This is a genomic window from Rhodococcus sp. 15-2388-1-1a (assembly GCF_002259145.1).
In the GTDB taxonomy this organism is placed as follows: domain Bacteria; phylum Actinomycetota; class Actinomycetes; order Mycobacteriales; family Mycobacteriaceae; genus Rhodococcoides.
Genome location: NZ_NPFP01000018.1, coordinates 1 through 18,227 on the forward strand (window position 1 = coordinate 1; position 18,227 = coordinate 18,227).

General features: G+C 66.0%; 20 protein-coding genes. 14 read left to right on the plus strand and 6 right to left on the minus strand.

Going from position 1 to position 18,227, the window contains the following annotated elements; translation table 11 throughout:
* Window positions 1–122 precede the first annotated feature (122 nt).
* From CH302_RS11570 to CH302_RS11580, 3 genes are all read left to right on the plus strand, one after another.
* Window positions 123–1,394, plus strand: a complete 1,272-nt coding sequence (locus tag CH302_RS11570; RefSeq protein ID WP_371828418.1) for an LCP family glycopolymer transferase — start codon at window positions 123–125, stop codon at window positions 1,392–1,394.
* 78 nt (window positions 1,395–1,472) lie between these two features.
* Window positions 1,473–2,033 carry a ferritin gene (locus CH302_RS11575; protein WP_037186586.1) on the plus strand — a complete coding sequence of 187 codons (561 nt, stop codon included), beginning with the start codon at window positions 1,473–1,475 and terminating at the stop codon, window positions 2,031–2,033.
* A gap of 112 nt (window positions 2,034–2,145) precedes the next feature.
* Window positions 2,146–2,700 (plus strand): ferritin, encoded by a 555-nt coding sequence (locus tag CH302_RS11580; protein WP_037186588.1) that lies wholly within the window; start codon window positions 2,146–2,148, stop codon window positions 2,698–2,700.
* A gap of 103 nt (window positions 2,701–2,803) precedes the next feature.
* Here CH302_RS11580 and CH302_RS11585 read toward each other — a convergent pair whose 3' ends face one another.
* Genes CH302_RS11585 through CH302_RS11600 form a run of 4 tightly spaced genes read right to left on the minus strand, consistent with a single transcriptional unit; the run spans window position 2,804 to window position 5,923 of the window.
* Window positions 2,804–3,715 (minus strand): DUF5926 family protein, encoded by a 912-nt coding sequence (locus CH302_RS11585; RefSeq protein WP_037186590.1) that lies wholly within the window; start codon window positions 3,713–3,715, stop codon window positions 2,804–2,806.
* Between the two features lie 10 nt (window positions 3,716–3,725).
* Window positions 3,726–4,499, minus strand: a complete 774-nt coding sequence (locus tag CH302_RS11590) for a glycerophosphodiester phosphodiesterase (RefSeq protein WP_037186592.1) — start codon at window positions 4,497–4,499, stop codon at window positions 3,726–3,728.
* Window positions 4,496–5,572 carry a DUF4328 domain-containing protein gene (locus CH302_RS11595; protein WP_082323440.1) on the minus strand — a complete coding sequence of 359 codons (1,077 nt, stop codon included), beginning with the start codon at window positions 5,570–5,572 and terminating at the stop codon, window positions 4,496–4,498. The genes CH302_RS11590 and CH302_RS11595 overlap by 4 nt, the downstream gene beginning before the upstream one ends.
* A complete protein-coding gene (locus CH302_RS11600; RefSeq protein WP_037186596.1) occupies window positions 5,573–5,923 on the minus strand; it encodes a rhodanese-like domain-containing protein in 351 nt (116 codons plus the stop codon).
* 286 nt (window positions 5,924–6,209) lie between these two features.
* Between CH302_RS11600 and CH302_RS11605 the strand changes: the two genes are divergently transcribed.
* Window positions 6,210–7,136, plus strand: a complete 927-nt coding sequence (locus CH302_RS11605) for an LLM class F420-dependent oxidoreductase (RefSeq protein WP_170945854.1) — start codon at window positions 6,210–6,212, stop codon at window positions 7,134–7,136.
* Between the two features lie 93 nt (window positions 7,137–7,229).
* Here the strand turns inward: CH302_RS11605 and CH302_RS11610 are convergent, their stop codons facing one another.
* The gene (locus CH302_RS11610) at window positions 7,230–8,291 is read right to left on the minus strand and encodes an acyltransferase family protein (RefSeq protein WP_094649955.1); all 1,062 of its coding nucleotides are present in this window, start codon (window positions 8,289–8,291) and stop codon (window positions 7,230–7,232) included.
* A gap of 338 nt (window positions 8,292–8,629) precedes the next feature.
* Here CH302_RS11610 and CH302_RS11615 point away from each other — a divergent pair, with 338 nt between their 5' ends.
* The 6 genes from CH302_RS11615 to CH302_RS11640 all read left to right on the plus strand — a co-directional run bounded on the left by CH302_RS11615 (window position 8,630) and on the right by CH302_RS11640 (window position 14,012).
* Window positions 8,630–9,253 carry a superoxide dismutase gene (locus tag CH302_RS11615; RefSeq protein WP_037186603.1) on the plus strand — a complete coding sequence of 208 codons (624 nt, stop codon included), beginning with the start codon at window positions 8,630–8,632 and terminating at the stop codon, window positions 9,251–9,253.
* 205 nt (window positions 9,254–9,458) lie between these two features.
* On the plus strand, window positions 9,459–9,986 hold the full coding sequence (locus CH302_RS11620) for a hypothetical protein (RefSeq protein ID WP_037186605.1): 528 nt from the start codon (window positions 9,459–9,461) through the stop codon (window positions 9,984–9,986).
* 207 nt (window positions 9,987–10,193) lie between these two features.
* The gene (locus CH302_RS11625) at window positions 10,194–10,898 is read left to right on the plus strand and encodes a TMEM165/GDT1 family protein (protein ID WP_037186607.1); all 705 of its coding nucleotides are present in this window, start codon (window positions 10,194–10,196) and stop codon (window positions 10,896–10,898) included.
* A gap of 33 nt (window positions 10,899–10,931) precedes the next feature.
* Complete coding sequence (locus CH302_RS11630; RefSeq protein ID WP_082323441.1) at window positions 10,932–12,116, plus strand: ATP-binding protein; 1,185 nt, start codon at window positions 10,932–10,934, stop codon at window positions 12,114–12,116.
* Entirely contained in the window at window positions 12,113–13,129 is a 1,017-nt protein-coding gene (locus CH302_RS11635; protein WP_052047242.1) for a hypothetical protein, read from the plus strand. The genes CH302_RS11630 and CH302_RS11635 overlap by 4 nt, the downstream gene beginning before the upstream one ends.
* 115 nt (window positions 13,130–13,244) lie before the next feature.
* Entirely contained in the window at window positions 13,245–14,012 is a 768-nt protein-coding gene (locus CH302_RS11640) for an SDR family NAD(P)-dependent oxidoreductase (protein WP_032397116.1), read from the plus strand.
* 40 nt (window positions 14,013–14,052) lie between these two features.
* On the opposite strand, the gene CH302_RS11645 is transcribed toward CH302_RS11640, so the two are convergent.
* Entirely contained in the window at window positions 14,053–15,666 is a 1,614-nt protein-coding gene (locus CH302_RS11645) for a TM0106 family RecB-like putative nuclease (RefSeq protein WP_371828409.1), read from the minus strand.
* A gap of 109 nt (window positions 15,667–15,775) precedes the next feature.
* Here CH302_RS11645 and CH302_RS11650 point away from each other — a divergent pair, with 109 nt between their 5' ends.
* From CH302_RS11650 to mprA, 4 genes are read left to right on the plus strand one after another with little or no spacing between them, the layout of a single operon-like run.
* Entirely contained in the window at window positions 15,776–16,426 is a 651-nt protein-coding gene (locus CH302_RS11650) for a DUF6474 family protein (RefSeq protein ID WP_037186611.1), read from the plus strand.
* A 14-nt stretch (window positions 16,427–16,440) separates the two neighbouring features.
* On the plus strand, window positions 16,441–16,962 hold the full coding sequence (locus tag CH302_RS11655; RefSeq protein ID WP_037186613.1) for a hypothetical protein: 522 nt from the start codon (window positions 16,441–16,443) through the stop codon (window positions 16,960–16,962).
* A gap of 45 nt (window positions 16,963–17,007) precedes the next feature.
* Window positions 17,008–17,667 carry a YcnI family copper-binding membrane protein gene (locus CH302_RS11660; protein WP_037188534.1) on the plus strand — a complete coding sequence of 220 codons (660 nt, stop codon included), beginning with the start codon at window positions 17,008–17,010 and terminating at the stop codon, window positions 17,665–17,667.
* Window positions 17,664–18,227, plus strand: a complete 564-nt coding sequence (gene mprA / locus CH302_RS11665) for an MprA protease, GlyGly-CTERM protein-sorting domain-containing form (RefSeq protein ID WP_037186615.1) — start codon at window positions 17,664–17,666, stop codon at window positions 18,225–18,227. Before CH302_RS11660 ends, mprA begins: the two co-directional genes overlap by 4 nt.

Sequence of the window (18,227 nt, forward strand, 5' to 3'; positions counted from 1 at the left end):
CCCGTCAGCAGCCGCCCGGCCACCAGCCGCCCCCGCCACGACCCAACCGTCCACCGCCCGGCCAACAGCCGCCCCCACGTGGATATCGCCCGAACCAGCCGCCACCGGAGGGCACCGAGTTCATCCGACGCGACGGCCGCCCCACTCCCAGGCCGGACGTGCCGCCTCGCCCGGCGCCACTCCCACGCCACAGCCCTCAGCAGGCCTGGTCGCAGGCACCCGAACCCCGATCTGCACAGTCGGATCTCCCGAATTCGACGCGTCAGTATTCACGCCCCCAGGACGATCCACCGGGTCGCACCGGGTATGCGCCGCGTCAGCAGCCGGAGCCGTTCACCGAGGAGCGCAGGCAACCGGCAGCACCTGCGCAGCGTGCGCTGCGACGCCCCGAACCCGCTCGGCCGCAGCGTGATTCACGGCCACCGAAGGTCGCGAAGCCGCGCAAGCGCAGACGCTGGGGTCGACGCTTCCTGATCGTGCTGCTGGTCCTCGTGCTGGGAATCGGCGGTGCCGTCTACTACGTCGACAGCTCGTTGACGCGCGTGGACGCCCTCACCTCGTATCCCGGGCGCATCGGCGACACCCCTGGCACCAACTGGCTTCTCGTCGGATCGGATTCACGAGCCGGCCTGACGCCGGAGCAGGAAGCCTCGCTCGCGACCGGCGGCGAGGTGGGCCCGAGCCGCACCGACACGATCATCCTGATCCACATCCCCGAGGGCAGCGGCGCGCCCACGATGGTCAGCCTGCCGCGCGATTCGTACGTGTCGATTCCGGGCAACGGCCAGGACAAACTCAACGCGGCCTTCGCATTCGGCGGTCCGCCACTGCTGGTACAGACGGTCGAGGGTGCAACCGGTGTGCACATCGATCACTACGCCGAGATCGGATTCGGCGGCTTCGCCGGGATCGTCGATGCGGTCGGTGGCGTCAACGTTTGCGTGCAGAATGCGATCGACGATCCGTTGGCGGGCATCAACATTGCCGCCGGCTGCCAGGATCTCACCGGAGCCGAGGCGCTCGGATTCGTGCGGTCCCGCGCGACGGCATTGGCCGACATCGATCGGATGAACAATCAGCGCGCGTTCATGTCCGCCCTCCTGGAAAAGGCAACCAGCGCTTCGACTTTCCTCAACCCGTTCCGGCTGTGGCCGCTGGTGTCCGATACCGCCTCGTCGTTGAGCGTCGACGAGGGAGATCACATCTGGAACCTCGCCGCACTGGCCTGGGCGATGCGCAGCGGTCCGGTGACCACGACGGTTCCCGTCGGCGGATTCCAGGACTCCGACGTCGGAAACGTACTGCTGTGGGACGACACGCGCGCTCCGGCATTCTTCGACGCCATTGCGCAGGACCGTGAGATCCCGCCGGAACTGTTGACCGGTGGCCCCTGAGCGACCCTGACTTCCCCATGGGCAGCCGGTAGGCGGGAGTGGAGCCTGCGGAACGACCCTGAATGTAGGTTGTGGACCATGACATCGCCGTCTGCCCAGCCCGCCGCGACGCCCGGTGCGTCGTTCCACGATCTTCTGCGCGCCCAGGTGCGGCACGAGTTCACCGCATCACAGCAGTACGTCGCGATTGCGGTGTGGTTCGACCGCAACGATCTACCGCAGTTGGCCACGCGCTTCTACGCTCAGTCCGCCGAGGAGCGGCGGCGCGCCATGATGATGATCCGCTTCCTCATCGACAATCGACTCGAGGTCGACACGTCGGGAATCGACGACGTGGTCACGGCCTTCCAGTCGGTCGTCGAACCGGTGGAATTGGCGCTGGCTCAGGAGTCGACGGTGACCGAGCAGATCACCGCGCTGGCGCGCGCTGCCCGGGCCGAGGGCGATTACATAGGCGAGCAGTTCACCCACTGGTTCCTCACCGAACAGGTCGAGGAGGTGGCGGCGATGCAGAGTCTGCTCAACATCGTTCGCCGGGCCGGATCGAACCTGTTCGACATCGAGCAGTACGTCGCTCGCGAGATCGGCTCCACGGTGATCCGCGCCACCAATGCCCCGAAAGAAGCCGGAAGGGCGTAGTTTGCGCCCTGCTCAGAGACGACATTTAGGATCGACTGTATTAGGCAACGTTCGCCTCAATAAGGATCGACTTGGATGACAATGCCCTCTGACCAGGCATATTGTCCTGAGCATGAGCGCAGACATCAAGGAAACCAGCCACACCAAGTTCCACGCACTTCTCCGCGACCAGATTCGCAACGAGTTCAACGCCTCGCAGCAGTACATCGCCACCGCGGTCTACTTCGCCAATGTCGATCTGCCGCAGCTGGCGAAGCACTTCTACGCGCAGTCGGTCGAAGAGCGCAACCACGCGATGATGATCGTGCAGTACTTCCTCGATCGCGACATCACGGTCGAGCTGACCGGCGTCGACGCGTCGAAGTCCGTCTTCACCGATCCGCGTGAGGCCATCGCCCTGGCGCTGGCGCAGGAAGAGACCGTCACCGAGCAGATCATCGCTCTGGCGAGCACCGCACGTGAAGAGGGCGACTACCTCGGCGAGCAGTTCATGCAGTGGTTCCTCAAGGAGCAGGTCGAGGAAGTTGCCAGCATGAAGACGCTGCTCAACATCGCCGACCGCGCGGGCCACAACCTGTTCGACCTCGAGCAGTTCGTCGCCCGCGAGATGAACACCAGCGTGGTCGCCGACTCGGGCGCACCCACCGTTGCCGGCGGATCGCTGTAAATTGCACGTCGCAATTTCCCACGAGTAACGCGCGAACCCTCGCGCTCATAGAGGTGGTCGCCCGAACAAGCAGTTCTTGTTCGGGCGGCCACCTTCTCGCGTTCTAGCGCAGAGTGACCTGGCGGCCGCGTAGGCCGTCGCGCGAACGCAACTGCGCCGCCGTGAGCGGAGCGTCGACAGCCAGTGCCTCGCCCAGCTTCTCGCCGAATTCCTTTGTGGGCCCTGCCCATTCGGTGGGGTGCATCTCGGGATCGAGATCGAACACCGGCACCAGCACCCCGTGCGTGCGGAACGAACCGGCGTAGCGCGAGCCCTCACCCAAGTTGAGATCACCCGCAGCGTGCAGGCGCGCGAGGGCGAGCATCACGTCGTCCTCGCTCTCCGGACGAACCCACCGGATGTGCGCCTTGTCGCCTGCATCCACCCACCAGGCCGCGACGACGCCGTCGGCCTCGATTCGCGCCGAGGGCATGATCGCCTGGTTCGCGCGCTCCACGGTGGCAGTCACATCGGCTGCGGGAGTGGCACTTTCGGGAATCCACCAGTTGAAGTCCTGATGGACGGTGATCTCGAGCAGTGCGGACGCGTCGAGCACCTCGGTCAACGCGGGGGTGCTGTCGGTGATCTTCGCGGCTTCGAGCGACTCTCCCGGGGACGCGGTGGACGCCCAGCCGAGCGCGCTACTGATATCTGCTGCAACGTCTTTCGACTGGTTCTGCACCTGCAGGCCGACGAATCCCTCGACGGTATCGGCGTCTTCGCGCACCAATGCCGCGACGGCACCGGGTAGCACCGTGGCCAACGTGATGGTGCGACCGTCCACCGTGATCGGCGCGGTTGCCGTAGCCGACGGGACGAACTCGCGCAGCGCTACCAGGTCGCATTCGGCGGCGAGGCCTTCGAACGGGCGAGCCGACGCCGATTCGATGCTCGCGCGTTCCGCTTCCCGCTGAGCAAGCTTCGCTGCTCGGTTGCTGTCCTGCTTCGGTCCACTGTTTCTTTTGCTCTTACCCACGCCCGAAAACCTACACGTTCTTCGATTCGAGCCAGGCTCGCGTTCGACCGGGGTGGTTGGTGGCGATCCACCCGACACCGAGCTCGCGGCACAGGTCCACGTCCTCTTTCTCGTCGACGGTCCACACGTAACTGGCCCGGCCGGACGCTGCTGCGCGGTCGATGATGGACGGGTGCTCGCGCAGAGCCCGTATGGACGGCCCGACGGCGGTGGCGCCGACGGTTGTCGCCGCTCCCCCACCGAGGTAGTGCGAGCTGTCTCCGAGGAGCACCGTCGGAAGCATCGGAGCCGACCGCCGTACGCGCCAGACGGCCGACGGCGCGAACGACATGATGACCGCCCGCGAGTGGTCCGCCGACGCAGGCGCGCCGATGCCGAACTTGTGCAGTTCGGCGAGCACCGCGCTTTCGATCAGCGAGCCGTACCGCACGGGATGCTTGGTCTCGATGAAGAGTTTGACCGGCTTGTTGTTCCAGTCAAGGACGAGAGAGATGAGGTCGTGCAACGTCAGGAGTTCGGCGGGTTCGTCGGCCTCGCCGTAGTTCAGTCGGGCGAGGTCGGCGAAGTCCATCTCACTGACGATGCCGGTGCCGTTCGAGGTTCGATCGACACGGCGATCGTGCACGCACACGATATGGCCGTCCTTGGTCAGCCGCACGTCGCATTCGACGCCGTCCGCTCCCTCGCGCAGCGCGAGGTCGTAGGCCGCGAGAGTGTGTTCCTTCTTGGCCGCCGACGCACCTCGATGCGCGACGACCAGTGGCCCACGCCGATCGGGACTCACGACGCCGTCACCGCCTCGGGTTCACGCTCGGGCGGCTTCTCCTCGGACTGCTTTTCTTCGGGCTGCTGTTGTTCGGACTGCTGTTGTTCGGACTGCTGCTTCGGTTTCTGTTCGGTGCCGGTGGCGATCACCCAGCGGGTCGGACGCGACATGGCGGAGCCGCGCAGCGTGCGGCCTTCGAGTCGGCGCATCACGGCCAGGGTCAGCACGGCCGAGACCGCGGCGACCAGTGCCACGAATGCCGACAGCAGAACTCCGTCGGCGCGGGCCTGGAGGGAATCGCGCAGGTTCCACAGCAGTTGGACGACGACCAGCGCGTTGCTCGCTGCCCAGACGGCCCACCAGATGCGAACCAGTGTCAGTTCGCGGTGCACGTCGGCATCGGCACCGCCGCGGAGACGGACCACCTCGGTGAGGTAGACCCCTGGCATCACGATGCGGACCAACGGCAGCATCGACAACAGCAACATCGTGCGCACCGATCGCGGATCGGTGGAGCCGGCGGCGGTGAAGGCGCGTCTGCGTTGGTCGATCAGCCAGCAGGACGAGGAGATCAGCGCCGCCAGACCGATGAGGAGCGCGCCGACCTGGGCGAAGTACACCAATGCGTCGGACACGGCCAGGGTGATCGGCGAGATCAGTCGCTCGCGATTGTGCAGCAGGATGCCGTACCGGAACACTTCGGCGAATGCGGCCAGCGTCAGCAACATCGCGGTGACGACGACCAGGTTCTGAGCATTCGCGGCGTACCGCTCGACGCGACCGATGCGGCGATCGGCGTCGGGATCGCGCGGGATGTCCCGCAATCCCCAGGTGGGCGTCGAGGCGTAGTGCGGCGTCGGGGTCGGGGATGCGGATCGGCTGCGACGCTCGGATTTTGTCGACGAGGCCGAAGGGCGGGCCACCCATCGAAAGTTTCGGGCACCCTGTGCGGGTGCCCTGGTCGACACCGGTGAGAGCAGCACGCCGTGGCAGCGAGGGCACCAGGTGCCCGGCCGTGCGCCTACAGCCCAGCGGGTGCTGCAGCGGGCACAGACCTGGAACGCCTGAGCGCGTCCCTGCGGTGCCGACATCTAGATGATTCTCGCTTCGTGGGCATCGTCGTCGCGCTGGATCGGTCGACCAGCGGCCTGCCAGGCGAGCATCCCACCGTCGACGTTGATCGCGTCGTAGCCCACGCGGTTGAGGTATTCGACGACGCGAGCCGAGCGACCACCGGCTTTGCAGACGACGTACACCTCGGATTGGTTGTCGATCTCACCGGCGCGGGACGGAATGTCGCCCATCGGGATGTGGACGGCGTCAGGTGCGTGTCCGGCCTGCCACTCGTCGTCCTCGCGGACGTCGAGCAGGATGGCCGCCGGCGGGAACGGCACCGGGAGACGATCGACGGTGACGGCAGGCGACTGCTCGGGATGAGACACACCTCGATCTTGTCACGCGTCCGCGCGGGGCTGCCACCCGTGTCCTCTCGACCGAAGCGCTGCCTCGCTATGACCTATGTCACTGGAGTCACAGAAGTTATCCACAGTATCCACAGATCGATCCACAGAATCGGGGCTCGTGCCGGTTTCTATCCACAGGTCAAAGCTCCGAGTAGGCCTCGCGGTGTATCGAGTACCAACTGGGCCTGTGGATCGATGGTGATTTGACACAGCCGCCGTCTGCGGTCCTGTGAATCCGCTGTTTAGGCTGGCGAACATGACTTCCATCGAGCTACGCGTCTTCACCGAACCGCAGCAGGGCGCCACGTACGACGAACTGCTCCGCGTCGCCAAGGCTGCCGAGGAATTCGGCTACGGCGCATTCTTCCGATCCGACCACTACCTCGCGATGAGTGGCGACGGCGGACCCGGACCCACCGATGCGTGGATCACCCTGGCCGGGCTGGCCCGCGAGACCTCGACCATTCGGCTCGGCACGCTGGTCACCTCTGCGACCTTCCGCTACCCGGGGCCCCTGGCCATCAGCGTCGCCCAGGTCGACGCCATGAGCGGTGGTCGCGTGGACCTCGGCCTCGGTGCCGGCTGGTTCGAGAACGAGCACACGGCGTACGGCATTCCCTTCCCGCCGCTCGGCGAACGCTTCGACCGACTCGAAGAGCAACTGGCCGTCGTCACCGGGCTCTGGAACACGCCCGTCGGCGAGACCTTCTCGCACGCCGGCACGCACTATCCCGTCACGAACTCACCCGCGCTCCCGAAGCCGGTGCAGACCCCGCACCCGCCCATCGTCATCGGCGGCGGCGGTAAGAAGCGCACCCCGGCACTTGCAGCGAAATACGCCGACGAATTCAACATCCCCTTCGCCTCGCTGGCCGACACCGAGACTCAGTTCGGTCGCGTCCGCGCCGCCTGCACAGCCGCCGACCGCGACCCCGATTCCCTCGTCTACTCCAACGCCCTCGTCCTCTGCTGTGGCCGCACCGAGGAAGACATCACCCGACGCGCCGCCGCCATCGGCCGCGAAGTATCCGAACTACGGGAGAACGGTGCCGCAGGAAGCCCCGCCGAACTCGTCGACAAAATCGGCAGCTTCGGAGCCATCGGCGCGACACGCGTGTACCTGCAGACCATGGACCTCACCGATCTCGATCACCTCGAACTCGTCGCATCCGAGGTTCTCCCGCAGCTCTGACCCTCCAGAAACCGGCCCGCCCGAGTCCACTCGACGTGACATTGACTGCCCAAAAGTCCACTGGATGTCACATTGAGTACCCGGGGGGCTCGGTCAGGTGGCGGATCGGGCGCGTAGGCGAGCGTATTGAGCGCTGATGTGTCGTGCAGCGGGCAGTTCGATCCATCGGTACATGATTTCGGCGAGTGCGGCGGTACCGGCCAGGAATGCCAGGACGGCGGCGCTGGGGCCCAGGTGCGGTTCGACGGTTGCGTAGATCCGGTAGAGCACGAGGGTGTGGATCAGGTAGATCGCGTAGCTTCGGGTGCCGATCCATCGGATGACGGGCCAGCGGGTGATGGGTCCGTTGTATCGGGCGAGGATCAAGACGGTTCCGGTGACGACGAGCAGTGTCCAGAGGTACGTGTCGCCCATCCAGAAGGTGTGGACTTCGATGGCGAGTCGGATCACTTCGATCTGAGCGATGACGCCGACGACGACCCAGCGCCAGGTGATCAGGCGTGCCCATCCGAGGTAGGCGATCTGGCCGAGGAACAGGGTAGGGAGTACGCCCGCGACCTTGGTCAGGAACGGAACTGTGTAGGGCTGCGGCAGGTAGAGGTTGTAGACGATCACCAGTGCGCACAGTGCAGCGCCGACGAGTGGCACCACGATGGGCCTGGTGTTCAGTGTCCCGCGCATCGAGATGCAGTAGAGGTAGAACACGATCTGCACGACGAGCGTCCAGGTGACACCGAGGACGGCGACCTCGGGTCGGAGGAAGAAGCCGCCGAGGAAGAAGCTGAGGAACGCCTCGCCGTTGGTGATACCGGGTTGGCCGCTGAACATCCCGTTGAGGCCGAGCTTGACGAGGATGACGGCCATGGCGATGGCGAACCAGAGGGCCGGGACGAGGCGGGCGAGGCGCGCGACCATGAAGTCCCGACGCGATTGCCGCATGGCGGATCGGGTGATCAGCAGGCCGGTCAGCAGCATGAAGATGCTGACGCCGACGAAGGACAGGTGCAGGTTGAGGCCTGCGTCCTCGATGAGAACGGTGTTGACGACGTCGATCATCCACCAGCCGCCGCCGATGTCGTCGAGCAGATAGAACGAAATGTGGGAGTACAACACCGCGAGGACGGCGATGACGCGGAGGAGGTCGGCACCGTCCATCTGGACTCGGGGTGCGTCGACGCGCTGTATGGAGGCGGACTCGTCGACCGTGCTCTGGCTCGGTCGGTCCCCGTTCACACCCGCGAGTTTAGGTTCCGTTCATGTATTGGACCAATCCGCAGTCGCTCCGCAACTGTTTCGTGATATTCGGAGCGGATTCACAGTCGAACAATTCGACTGCGACGTTCACACGAATTTATTCCGAGAAAAGCATCTCGGTTACAACTGTTGCACTGAGGGTAGGAATGAGATTGGGTTGAACCCTACGAAAGATCCGCAGTAGGACGAACGTGCCCGCATCACACGATGGGTACGGCGTCGTTAGAGAAGGGAACCACGTGTCCGAGTACACCTTGCCCGACCTTGATTTCGATTACTCCGCCCTCGAGCCGCACATCTCGGGCGAGATCAACGAGCTTCATCATTCCAAGCACCACGCCACCTACGTCGCAGGCGCGAACACCGCGGTCGAAAAGCTCGCCGCAGCGCGTGACAACGACGATCATGCAGCCATTTTCCTGCTCGAGAAGAACCTCGCGTTCCACCTCGGCGGCCACGTCAACCACTCCATCTGGTGGAAGAACCTCTCGCCCAACGGTGGCGACAAGCCCGAGGGTGAGCTCGGTGCCGCGATCGACGACCAGTTCGGTTCGTTCGACAAGTTCCGCGCACAGTTCACCGCTGCCGCCAACGGCCTGCAGGGCTCCGGCTGGGCAGTTCTGGGCTACGACTCGCTGGGCAAGAAGCTGCTCACCTTCCAACTCTACGATCAGCAGGCCAACGTGCCGCTGGGTATCATCCCGCTGCTCCAGGTCGACATGTGGGAGCACGCCTTCTACCTGCAGTACAAGAACGTCAAGGCCGATTACGTGAAGGCGTTCTGGAACGTCGTCAACTGGGCCGACGTCCAGGCTCGTTTCGAGGCCGCAACGTCGAAGACCCCGGGTCTGATCTTCCCGTAGGTCGTCGCACCACTCGCTTCACCGACAGCGTCAATGGACCATTGCCCCGCTCAGACGGGTGCAGTGGTCCATTGACGCTTCGAAGGGGGGAGCCCGCTGGCACTCTCCCCATCTTGTGTGCCAGCCGTTTTCGCGTCATTCTCTTCCTACCCAACGTCGTGTACCCGGCTTCGAGCCCTGTACCTGTCTGGGAGGAACGATCGAGATGGACGAGCGAGATCTCATCGGTGTTTCACCGTTTCATGCCGCCGGTCTGCTGCGCGGATTCGTGATCTCCGGCCGCTGGCCGGACACCACCAAGGAATGGGCACAGTTCCTGGCCCTCGCTGTGCGGGTGGCCTCGATGCCGGGCCTGTTGGCGACGTCGACGGTCTTCGGGGTGCGTGAGGAACTGCCCGACGACCCCGCGCCGGGGACGGTCGGTTTGGTCGTCGCCGAGGGTCCGGTGATCGGGGATTTCGCGTTGGCTCCCGGACGGTTCGCCGCACATCAACCTGCCGCATTGCTGATGCTGCACCCACCGTCGGAGACGACCCCGACGCTCCCCGAGTGCGCGGGCGCGGCGTCCGGCTGCGTTCTGCTCCCCGGACTGCCACACCTCGGGCTCGATCATCGGGCGGCCTGGGTCGAGGCAGAATCCGACGGCACCGTCACCTCGATGGTCAGCCGGGTGGGTCTCGATCCCATCAGCGATCCCGACACCGCAGTTTTGGCGATGCTCCTCGCATCCTGACCGCCATCCGCACTCGAATTTTCGGGAACCCAAACTTATTGGCGCATTGGACATTTCGCGGCGAGGCCCCTAAAGTCGTGTGCAGCGAAGGGGAGTAGCCCCCAATCATCGTGTCGACATACTGGTCGCTCATTGCGACCCGGCACCTGAACCGGCCAGTTCCGGTGGGCGAGACCTTCGGTCCATTCGACGACCGAGGAGTCTGCTGTGCTGTCCGCATTGTTGCTGAGTTTTGCTGTCATTTTCGTCGCCGAGCTGGGTGACAAGTCCCAGCTCATGGCCATGACGTTCGCCCTGCGCTACAAGTGGTACGTCGTCATCGGCGGCATCACCGTTGCCACCACCGTCGTGCACCTGGTCTCGGTCGCGGTCGGCCACTTCCTCGGGGTGTCGATCCCCACCGAGGCGATCTCCATCGTCGGCGGCATCGCGTTCGTCATCTTCGGGCTCTGGACGCTGCGCGGCGACTCCCTGTCCGACGACGAAGGCGCGAAAGCGTCCCGGGTCACCAAATCCGCGTTCCTCGCAATCGCGTCGGCGTTCTTCCTCGCCGAGCTCGGCGACAAGACGATGCTGGCCACCGTCACTCTCGCCGCCGACAACGACTGGGTGGGTGTGTGGATCGGCTCGACCATCGGCATGGTCGCCGCCGATGCGCTCGCCATCGTGGTCGGCGCGGTACTCGGAAAGCACCTGCCGGAGCGCATGATCCAGTACGGCGCGGCCATCCTGTTCTTCGTCTTCGGTGCCGTCCTGTTCTTCGAGGGCCTGATGCCAGGTACCGCAGCCCCGTACATCGCTGCCGGCGCGGTCGTCGCGATTTCCGCCGTAGTCGTCGCCGTGTTCGTCCGGCGCTCCCGCACCAGGGCAGCAAGGGAATCGGAGAAGCAGGACACCATCGAGCGCGCCTGACGTTGGTTTACACTCCTCTCCCGGGAGGGGTGCATGAACGACGACCAGCAGGTGAGCAAGACCGACGCAGCGCACCGTTCGACCGATCGGCTGATCAGAATCTTCGGTCGTTTCGTCGGTACCGGCTATCTCATCTATCTGCTGCTGTTGATCCCGGATATCGCGCGGAGCAGCGAGGTGGTTCCCGGTTGGTGGACTCCGGTCACCGTCGTGGTCGTGTTCGGCAGTGGTTTCGCATTCGGGGCCATCACTTTTCAGCCGAGTATCACCGCCATCAGGATCGCCGGTTCGATCGCAGCAGTGACGTTCCCGATCATGGCCCTGCTGTGGTGGGTGGCCTGGGACGGTGCCACCTTCGACCAGGCCCCGACATTTCTCGCGGCGTTTCCCGGCCTGGCTGCACTCGCCGCCGCCACGGTGTGGCGACCCGTCCCGGCGTTCGTCCACATGAGCGTCAGCGTTGTCCTCGCACAGTTGATGAATCAGGCTGTGCGAGAGCCGTTCCCCCGCAGCAACATCATCGCGGAGATCTTCTTTTCGATGATGTTCTGCACGGTGTTCGTGGCCGCCACGCTGGCGGCGGTACGCACCGGACGCATTCTCGACGCGACGATCTCGACGACGCACGACGACGCAGCCCGGGCGGCTGCGGCCACCGCGCGTGAGGTCGAGCGCGAACGGTTCGACGCGTTGATCCACGACGAGGTCATGTCGTCACTGCTGGCTGTGGCTCGCCATGGCCGCACGCCCAGCCTGGCCCGTCAGGCCCGCTCGGCTCTGATGCATCTGGATCACCTGACCACCGGCACCGTCTCCGAGACGTTCTCGGCCGACGAGGCTCTGGCCCAGCTTCGTTCTGCCGCAACGACAGTCGACGAGTCGATCGAATTCACCGTGCACGAGGGCGCGCTCGAGCTCACGGAGGTCTACCCTGCCGACACGGTACGAGCCATCGCTGCCGCATTGGCAGAAGCGCTCCGCAACAGCCTGATTCACGCGAGAGCATCACACCGTTCGGTTGCCGTGGAGCTGAACCCGTCGTCGATGCACATCACCGTGCAGGACGACGGCATCGGCTTCGATCGACGTTCGGTGCCGCCCCACCGACTCGGCGTCGCGGTCAGCATCGAGGGCAGAATGCGTCAGCTCGACGGCGGATCGTCCGAGATCGAATCCTCCACCGCAGGCACCATCGTGCGATTGGGCTGGAAGCGATGAACGGCCAGGACATTCGCGATCTGCTGGCGATGAAGTCGGCAGCAGCGTATGCAGTTGCCGGATTCTTCGTCCTCGCCTGCCTGGTGTCCGCATCCGCAACCCTGACCGGGGTGTCTGCAGTGTGGCCCGAATACGCAGCGGTGCTTGCGCTCTCGGCCGCGGTCATCCTGTTGCTCCGAGCGCCGGGTGATCCACCGAGCGCACGGTCGACCGCACTGATGACCGTATCGGGCCCGGTGGCAGCGGCTCTGGTCTTCGCCGTGCTGCCGGTTCCACTGGCCGGAAGCCTGCAGACCTGGCCGCTGGGAATGTCCGTGGTGATCTATACCTTCATGTGTGTCCGCGGCCGCACGCCGGCCGCGTGGCTCGGGCTGGCACTGACCATGTCCGTCGCCATCGGATGGGCGGTGGTGACGGGTCAGGGATTTCTGTACGGGCTCTCGTTCAGCGCCATCAACATCGCGCCGCTGTTGATGGCGACGTTCTTCGCGTTCACCATCCGGCCGTTGGCCGCGGCGATCTTCGCGCTGCGTACGCAGTCGACAGTGCGCATCGCGTCCCAGGCCGCGGCGGCGGCTGCGCTGGAAGAACGGGACGCTCGCCTGGCCAGTCTCGACGCGTTGGCCCGTCCGTTGCTCCAACGCATCGCCGACGGTCCCGATCCCACCGACGAGGAAGTCCTCGCGTGTCGGCTTCTCGAAGCCGAACTTCGCGACACCCTGCGCGCCCGCGGTCTCGTTCGGCCCGATCTCGCTCGCGCCGCCAGGTCCGCGCGGGCCCGCGGGGTGGAGGTGATGATGCTCGACGATCGGTCCCCGGACGCACTCGACGACGACGTCCGAGACCGCATCGTGGCCGCTACGGCGAGGGCACTCGATGCCGCAGAGGCAGGCGCGGTGACGGTCCGCCTCCTGCCTCCGGGCCGTCCCGTGGCGGCGACGATTCTGCTCGACGACCTGGGCGACAATGCGCACCGAGTCGAGTACGACCACACCGGTCACATCCGGCGTTGACGGGATCTACGGCACCCGTCGGTACCTGAGGTTCCCCGCCGGTTATGGTGCAGAACGACCACGAGGTCGCTGCCTGTGCCGCGGCCCGTCACTGTGAGCGAAGGGGATCCACGACGTGGAGATTTCAGGAACAGCAGCACTTGTCACCGGCGGGGCATCGGGCCTCGGTGCCGCAACGGCCGCACGTCTGGCCGCCGCGGGCGTCACCGTCTTCGGGCTCGATCTGCCGCAGTCCATCGAGCGCGCCGGAGACAGCGTCCCGGCCGGAGTGACGCTGCTCCCCGCGGACGTCACCAGCGAGGCAGAGGTCGAGGCCGCACTGGACACGATCGTCGCATCCGGTGTGCCCCTCCGCATCGTCGTCAACTGCGCAGGCGTTGGCTGGGCCGGCCGCATCCTGTCCAAGAAGGGGCCGCACGATCTCGAGCTGTTCCGCACCGTCATCACCATCAACCTGCTGGGCACGTTCAACGTGATGCGGCTGGCCGCGAATCGGATGCAGTCGCAGTCGACCGTCGACGACGCGGGCCAGCGCGGCGTCGTCATCAACACCGCGTCGGTCGCGGCGTTCGAGGGCCAGATCGGCCAGATCGCCTACACCGCGTCCAAGGGTGGCGTGCACGCGATGACCATCACCGCCGCTCGCGACCTGGCCCAGGTCGGCATCCGCGTCAACACCATCGCCCCCGGCATCGTCGACACCCCGATGCTGGCAGGCGTCACCGAGGAATACCGTCAGGGCCTCGAGGCATCGGTGCCGTTCCCCTCGCGTCTGGCGCAGCCCACCGAGTACGCGCAGCTGGTCCAGATGATCGCCGAGCACGATTACCTCAACGGCGAAACCATCCGCATGGACGGCGCAATCCGCATGGCTCCGCGTTAATCACTGACCACTCCGGGTGGCCCCGCCGATCGAGGCGGGGTCACGCGCGAGCGCGCAGGTCCGCCACCGTAGGAATCTCCTTCTCCGCGCGGTCGGACATCCACTCGCGCAACACTTTCGTCGCCAGAACATCGTCCTCGTTGTAGACAAGCAGTCGCTCGCGCTGCGTGTGGTCGGGCTCCGCGTCGTATCCGACTGCTTCCCGATACCACCCCATCGACGCCTCGCCGCCGGCTTCGTCGTCCCGCCACGCGAACCCTGCGACGGGCGCAATCTTCTTCAGTCCCTTGCCGTTCGGGCAGATGAACTGATCGCTCACGGCCTGGTAGATGTCCACCCATTGCTCGCTGTCGATGAATTCACGAATCTGCGCCTCGGTGGGAACCCCGGGAACGTCCGCGAAACGGCGGGCCGAATCGAGCAGCCACTTGTCTTCCGCCTGCCGCGAATAGCAGTACGCGGCAAAGGTTTTGCCGCGCGCGGCCGCGTCGGCCCTGGTGTCCATCAGCCAGTTCCAGAACACAGCGAACGAGCGGCCCTCGTCGACGGTCGGCAGCGGATCCCAGGTGACGAAACCGCGATACGACGGCGGCGGACCGCCTGCCTCGGTGAGCAGCGTGCCCCACAGATACGCGCCGTGTTCCTGGTAGCTCTCCATGTCCACGTCCACCTCGACGTCGGCGCGATGCACCGAGACGGTCTCCGAGCGCCGCAGCAACGGCACGTCCGCTCGCCAGGCCAGCGCGGCGGACACCGCGTCGTCGAAGTTCCCGAAAGGCCACTCCTCGGGAGCCGGGCCGGTCCATTGCGCCAACTCGTCGATGGTGCGGACGCCGGCGCTGCGCAGCACATCGGCGCGGGACCCGGAGGCGACCAGCGAGACGTCACGAACGGCCTCGAGTTGCGGCTTGCAGTCGAACCACCACGAACACGACCGACATTCGCTCACCTGGGAGGGAACGGTGAACGAGATGCCCTGGGCCACCGAGAGCCGGTCCGCGAAGCGAGTGTCGTATTCGTCGAGGACCGTCGTGAGATCGTGCACCAGCATGCATTCGCCCTTGTAGCCCACCGCGCCGCCGACGGGTGTGGCCGTGGCCAGGCCCTCGTGCGCCAGCATGCGGTACAGGTGCGCGAGCCGGAGCTGGTCGCGTAGCTGACTGCGCACCTTGCGGGTCTCGTCGATCGACGGAGACCACTGGTCGAGTGGGGTGGTGCGCGCGCCGCGGCCGGGGTCGGTGACCTTGTGGTTGACGACGATCACCGGGATGTATCCACCCGCCGGATCGCGGACGAGCAGTTCGCTGCGACCGCGTCGGCCGGTGTCGCGTTCGAGGGGCAGTACCGCATTCCAGATGCGTTCCACTCCGGCCCGGCAGGCGGCGACGGTGGCGTCGGCAGCGTCTCGGGCGGTGGGTCGGTCGATCTCGGTCCACAGCATCGAATCGTCCACGGCCAGCTTCGCGCGGACGTTCTCACGATGGGCCTGAGCTGCTTCTCGGCGCTGCCGTACCCCGGGGTTCTCGGGTTCACCGCGCAGCAACGATCCGTACGCGGTGTCGAGATAGAGCCGATGCCGACAGCGCGTCAACGACCCGGCGTCGAGCAGCACGGGCACAGGTGATGTGGCTGCCGCGCCTCGTTGACCGTTCACACTGTTAGACACTAGGTCAGCCCTCCGACAGCCAGGAACGATCACCTGCCCGATAGGGTGTAGGCAACGCACTGTTCCCGCCTAGCAGCACACGTCAGGAGCCTTTTCGATGGGTTTGTTCCGCAAGCGTAAGGGTCGAGCCACTCGCAAGGCAGAGGCCAAGGCGCTCAAGCACAAGGCAACACTCGAAGCGAAGCTGGGCGCGAAGAACGAGCGCAAGCAGTTGAAGTCGATCGCCAAGGCACAGCGCAAGCTCAGCGCGGTGGAGGCGAAGTCGCAGAAGAACGTCGAGAAGGCCCAGGTATCTGCTCTGAAGGCGCAGCAGAAGGCTGCGGTGCAGGGAACGCTCAGCGTGGCCCAGATTCGCAAGTACCTCGGCATCGCTCGGCTGCTGATTCCGGTGCTGGCCCCCATCCTCTACCGCGGTGCGACGGTTGTGCGCGCGCAGCTGGACAGCCGCAAGGCGCAGCAGCTCGGGGTCGCTCCCGACCAGCTCAGCGAGTACACCGGCCACGGCGGCAAGCTCAGCGCCCGCATCGCCGGTGCCGAGAAGTCGCTCGACACCATCGGTGCGCGCCACTCCGATCCCGAGACCAAGAGCTTCGGCGCCGCGATCAGCGAGCGTCTGGACGATCTGACCACCGCTGTCCGCGCGTCCGAGCAGATGCCGCCCGCTCGCCGCAAGACCGCACACGCCGCGATCTCCGCCGAGCTCGACGGCATCGAGGCCGACCTGCTCGCCCGTCTCGGCGTGCGCTGACCCCTGCACAACCGATGACCGACAGCTCAGCCGCACCGCTTCGCGGCGGAGCTGTCGGTATCGTCACCGCGACACTCGCGGTGGCCGCACACGGCATGGCAGGCGGCGGTTGGCCCGCCGGTTCCGCACTGGCCCTGCTGATCCTCGTCGGCATCGGTATCGGTGCCATGACGGCCCTGCCCAGACGTTCGACCGTTCTGTTGCTCCCGGCCCTGCTGGCAGGCCAACTCGTCGCCCACATCGCGCTGAGCCTCGGCGGTACGGCCGACATGCACGCACACTCGCTGTTGCCCAGCACAGCGATGATCGCCTTCCACGCGGCCGCCTCGGTCGTCGCCGGTCTGACCATCGCCGCGGCCGAGCGCCTCTACGGCCCGATCACGTCCATCGTCCGAGCGGTTCTCGCGCTCCTCACTCCCCTGCCCGACGGTTCCGCCGTCGGTCGCGTGTCCATGTCCGTCGCGGTTCCCTCGGTAGACGGTGCCGCTCTCGACTGGGTCATCTCTCGTCGCGGGCCCCCGGTGTCGGCGTACTGACCGACATCCCTTTCCGCACATCTCTGCACAGAAATGACCCAATCCATGAAGAGCTCTCTTTCCCGTGCCCTGTTCGTCTCAGGAGCCACCGTCGGCGCGTTGCTGATCGGCGCAGGTGCCGCGTCCGCTCACGTCGTCGTCTCCGCTCCCGACGCCGCGCAGGGCGGCTACTCGGTGCTGACGTTCCGTGTTCCCACCGAGTCCGATACCGCCTCGACCAGTTCGGTCAAGGTGACCCTCCCCGGCCTCAATTCAGCTCGTACACAGCCCATTCCGGGCTGGACGTCCACCGTCGAGAAGGACTCCGCCGATCTCGCGGTGTCGGTGACGTGGACGGCGAACCCCGGTTCCGAGGTCGGACCGGGCCAGTTCCAGCAGTTCCTGCTCTCGGCGGGCCCGCTGCCCGAGCAGGAGACCGTCTCGTTCCCGGCCACCCAGACCTACACCGACGGTGAGGTCGTCGACTGGAACGAGCCGATGACCGAGGACGGTAGCGAGCCCGAACTGCCCGCTCCCACTCTGACTCTCGCCGCGGCGAGCGGCGATGGGCACGGCAGCGCCCATACCGAGACCACCGCCACCACCGAGGCGTCGGCGTCTTCGGAGGACAACACCGCCCGCTGGCTCGCCGGCGTCGGACTCGTACTCGGAGCCGTCGGCGCAGGTCTGGGCATCGGTGCGACGGTCCGGGCGCGGCGCTCATGAGGTCGCTCGTCCTGTCCACGAAGGCGCTGGTCGTCTCGGTCGCAGCACTGCTGATGCTGTTGGTCGCCGCACCGATCGCGTCGGCGCACTCGCAGGTCACCGGATACAGCCCGGCCGACGGCTCCTCCCTGGACTCGTCTCCGGCGACGGCATCCGTGTCGTTCAACGAGGTGCCCCAGTCGCAGTTCGCCACGCTCAACGTCGTCGGGCCCGACGGCAACATCTGGTCGAAGGGCGACGCCCGCATCGAAGGCCAGAGCGTCGTCGTCGACGTCGGTGAATTGGGGCCGATCGGCGAGTACACCCTCGCGTATCGCATCACCTCGGCCGACGGGCATCCCGTGAGCGGTACCGCGACATTCACGCTGACGCAGGAAGGGTCGGGAACTCCGGGGGCACCGGCCGACGCGTCGGGAACTTCCGAGGAGTCCGAGGGCTCGTTCCTCGGCGGCTACGGGAACATCGCGCTGATCGCAGTGGCGGTCCTGGCCTTCGCCGGGGCATTGGGATTCGCCCTGCGTAAGCCGAAAGCCCCGAACAAGACGAAGACCGGGAAGTAG

What these genes read in the sequence shown, in the direction of transcription:
- CH302_RS11610 (WP_094649955.1), bottom strand. Translation starts at nt 8,291, where the DNA reads ATGGACGGTGCCGACCTCCTCCGCGTCATCGCCGTCCTCGCGGTGTTG.
- CH302_RS11655 (WP_037186613.1), top strand. Translation starts at nt 16,441, where the DNA reads ATGACCGACAGCTCAGCCGCACCGCTTCGCGGCGGAGCTGTCGGTATC.
- CH302_RS11660 (WP_037188534.1), top strand. Translation starts at nt 17,008, where the DNA reads ATGAAGAGCTCTCTTTCCCGTGCCCTGTTCGTCTCAGGAGCCACCGTC.
- mprA (WP_037186615.1), top strand. Translation starts at nt 17,664, where the DNA reads ATGAGGTCGCTCGTCCTGTCCACGAAGGCGCTGGTCGTCTCGGTCGCA.
- CH302_RS11580 (WP_037186588.1), top strand. Translation starts at nt 2,146, where the DNA reads ATGAGCGCAGACATCAAGGAAACCAGCCACACCAAGTTCCACGCACTT.
- CH302_RS11595 (WP_082323440.1), bottom strand. Translation starts at nt 5,572, where the DNA reads ATGTCGGCACCGCAGGGACGCGCTCAGGCGTTCCAGGTCTGTGCCCGC.
- CH302_RS11630 (WP_082323441.1), top strand. Translation starts at nt 10,932, where the DNA reads ATGAACGACGACCAGCAGGTGAGCAAGACCGACGCAGCGCACCGTTCG.
- CH302_RS11635 (WP_052047242.1), top strand. Translation starts at nt 12,113, where the DNA reads ATGAACGGCCAGGACATTCGCGATCTGCTGGCGATGAAGTCGGCAGCA.
- CH302_RS11620 (WP_037186605.1), top strand. Translation starts at nt 9,459, where the DNA reads ATGGACGAGCGAGATCTCATCGGTGTTTCACCGTTTCATGCCGCCGGT.
- CH302_RS11650 (WP_037186611.1), top strand. Translation starts at nt 15,776, where the DNA reads ATGGGTTTGTTCCGCAAGCGTAAGGGTCGAGCCACTCGCAAGGCAGAG.
- CH302_RS11575 (WP_037186586.1), top strand. Translation starts at nt 1,473, where the DNA reads ATGACATCGCCGTCTGCCCAGCCCGCCGCGACGCCCGGTGCGTCGTTC.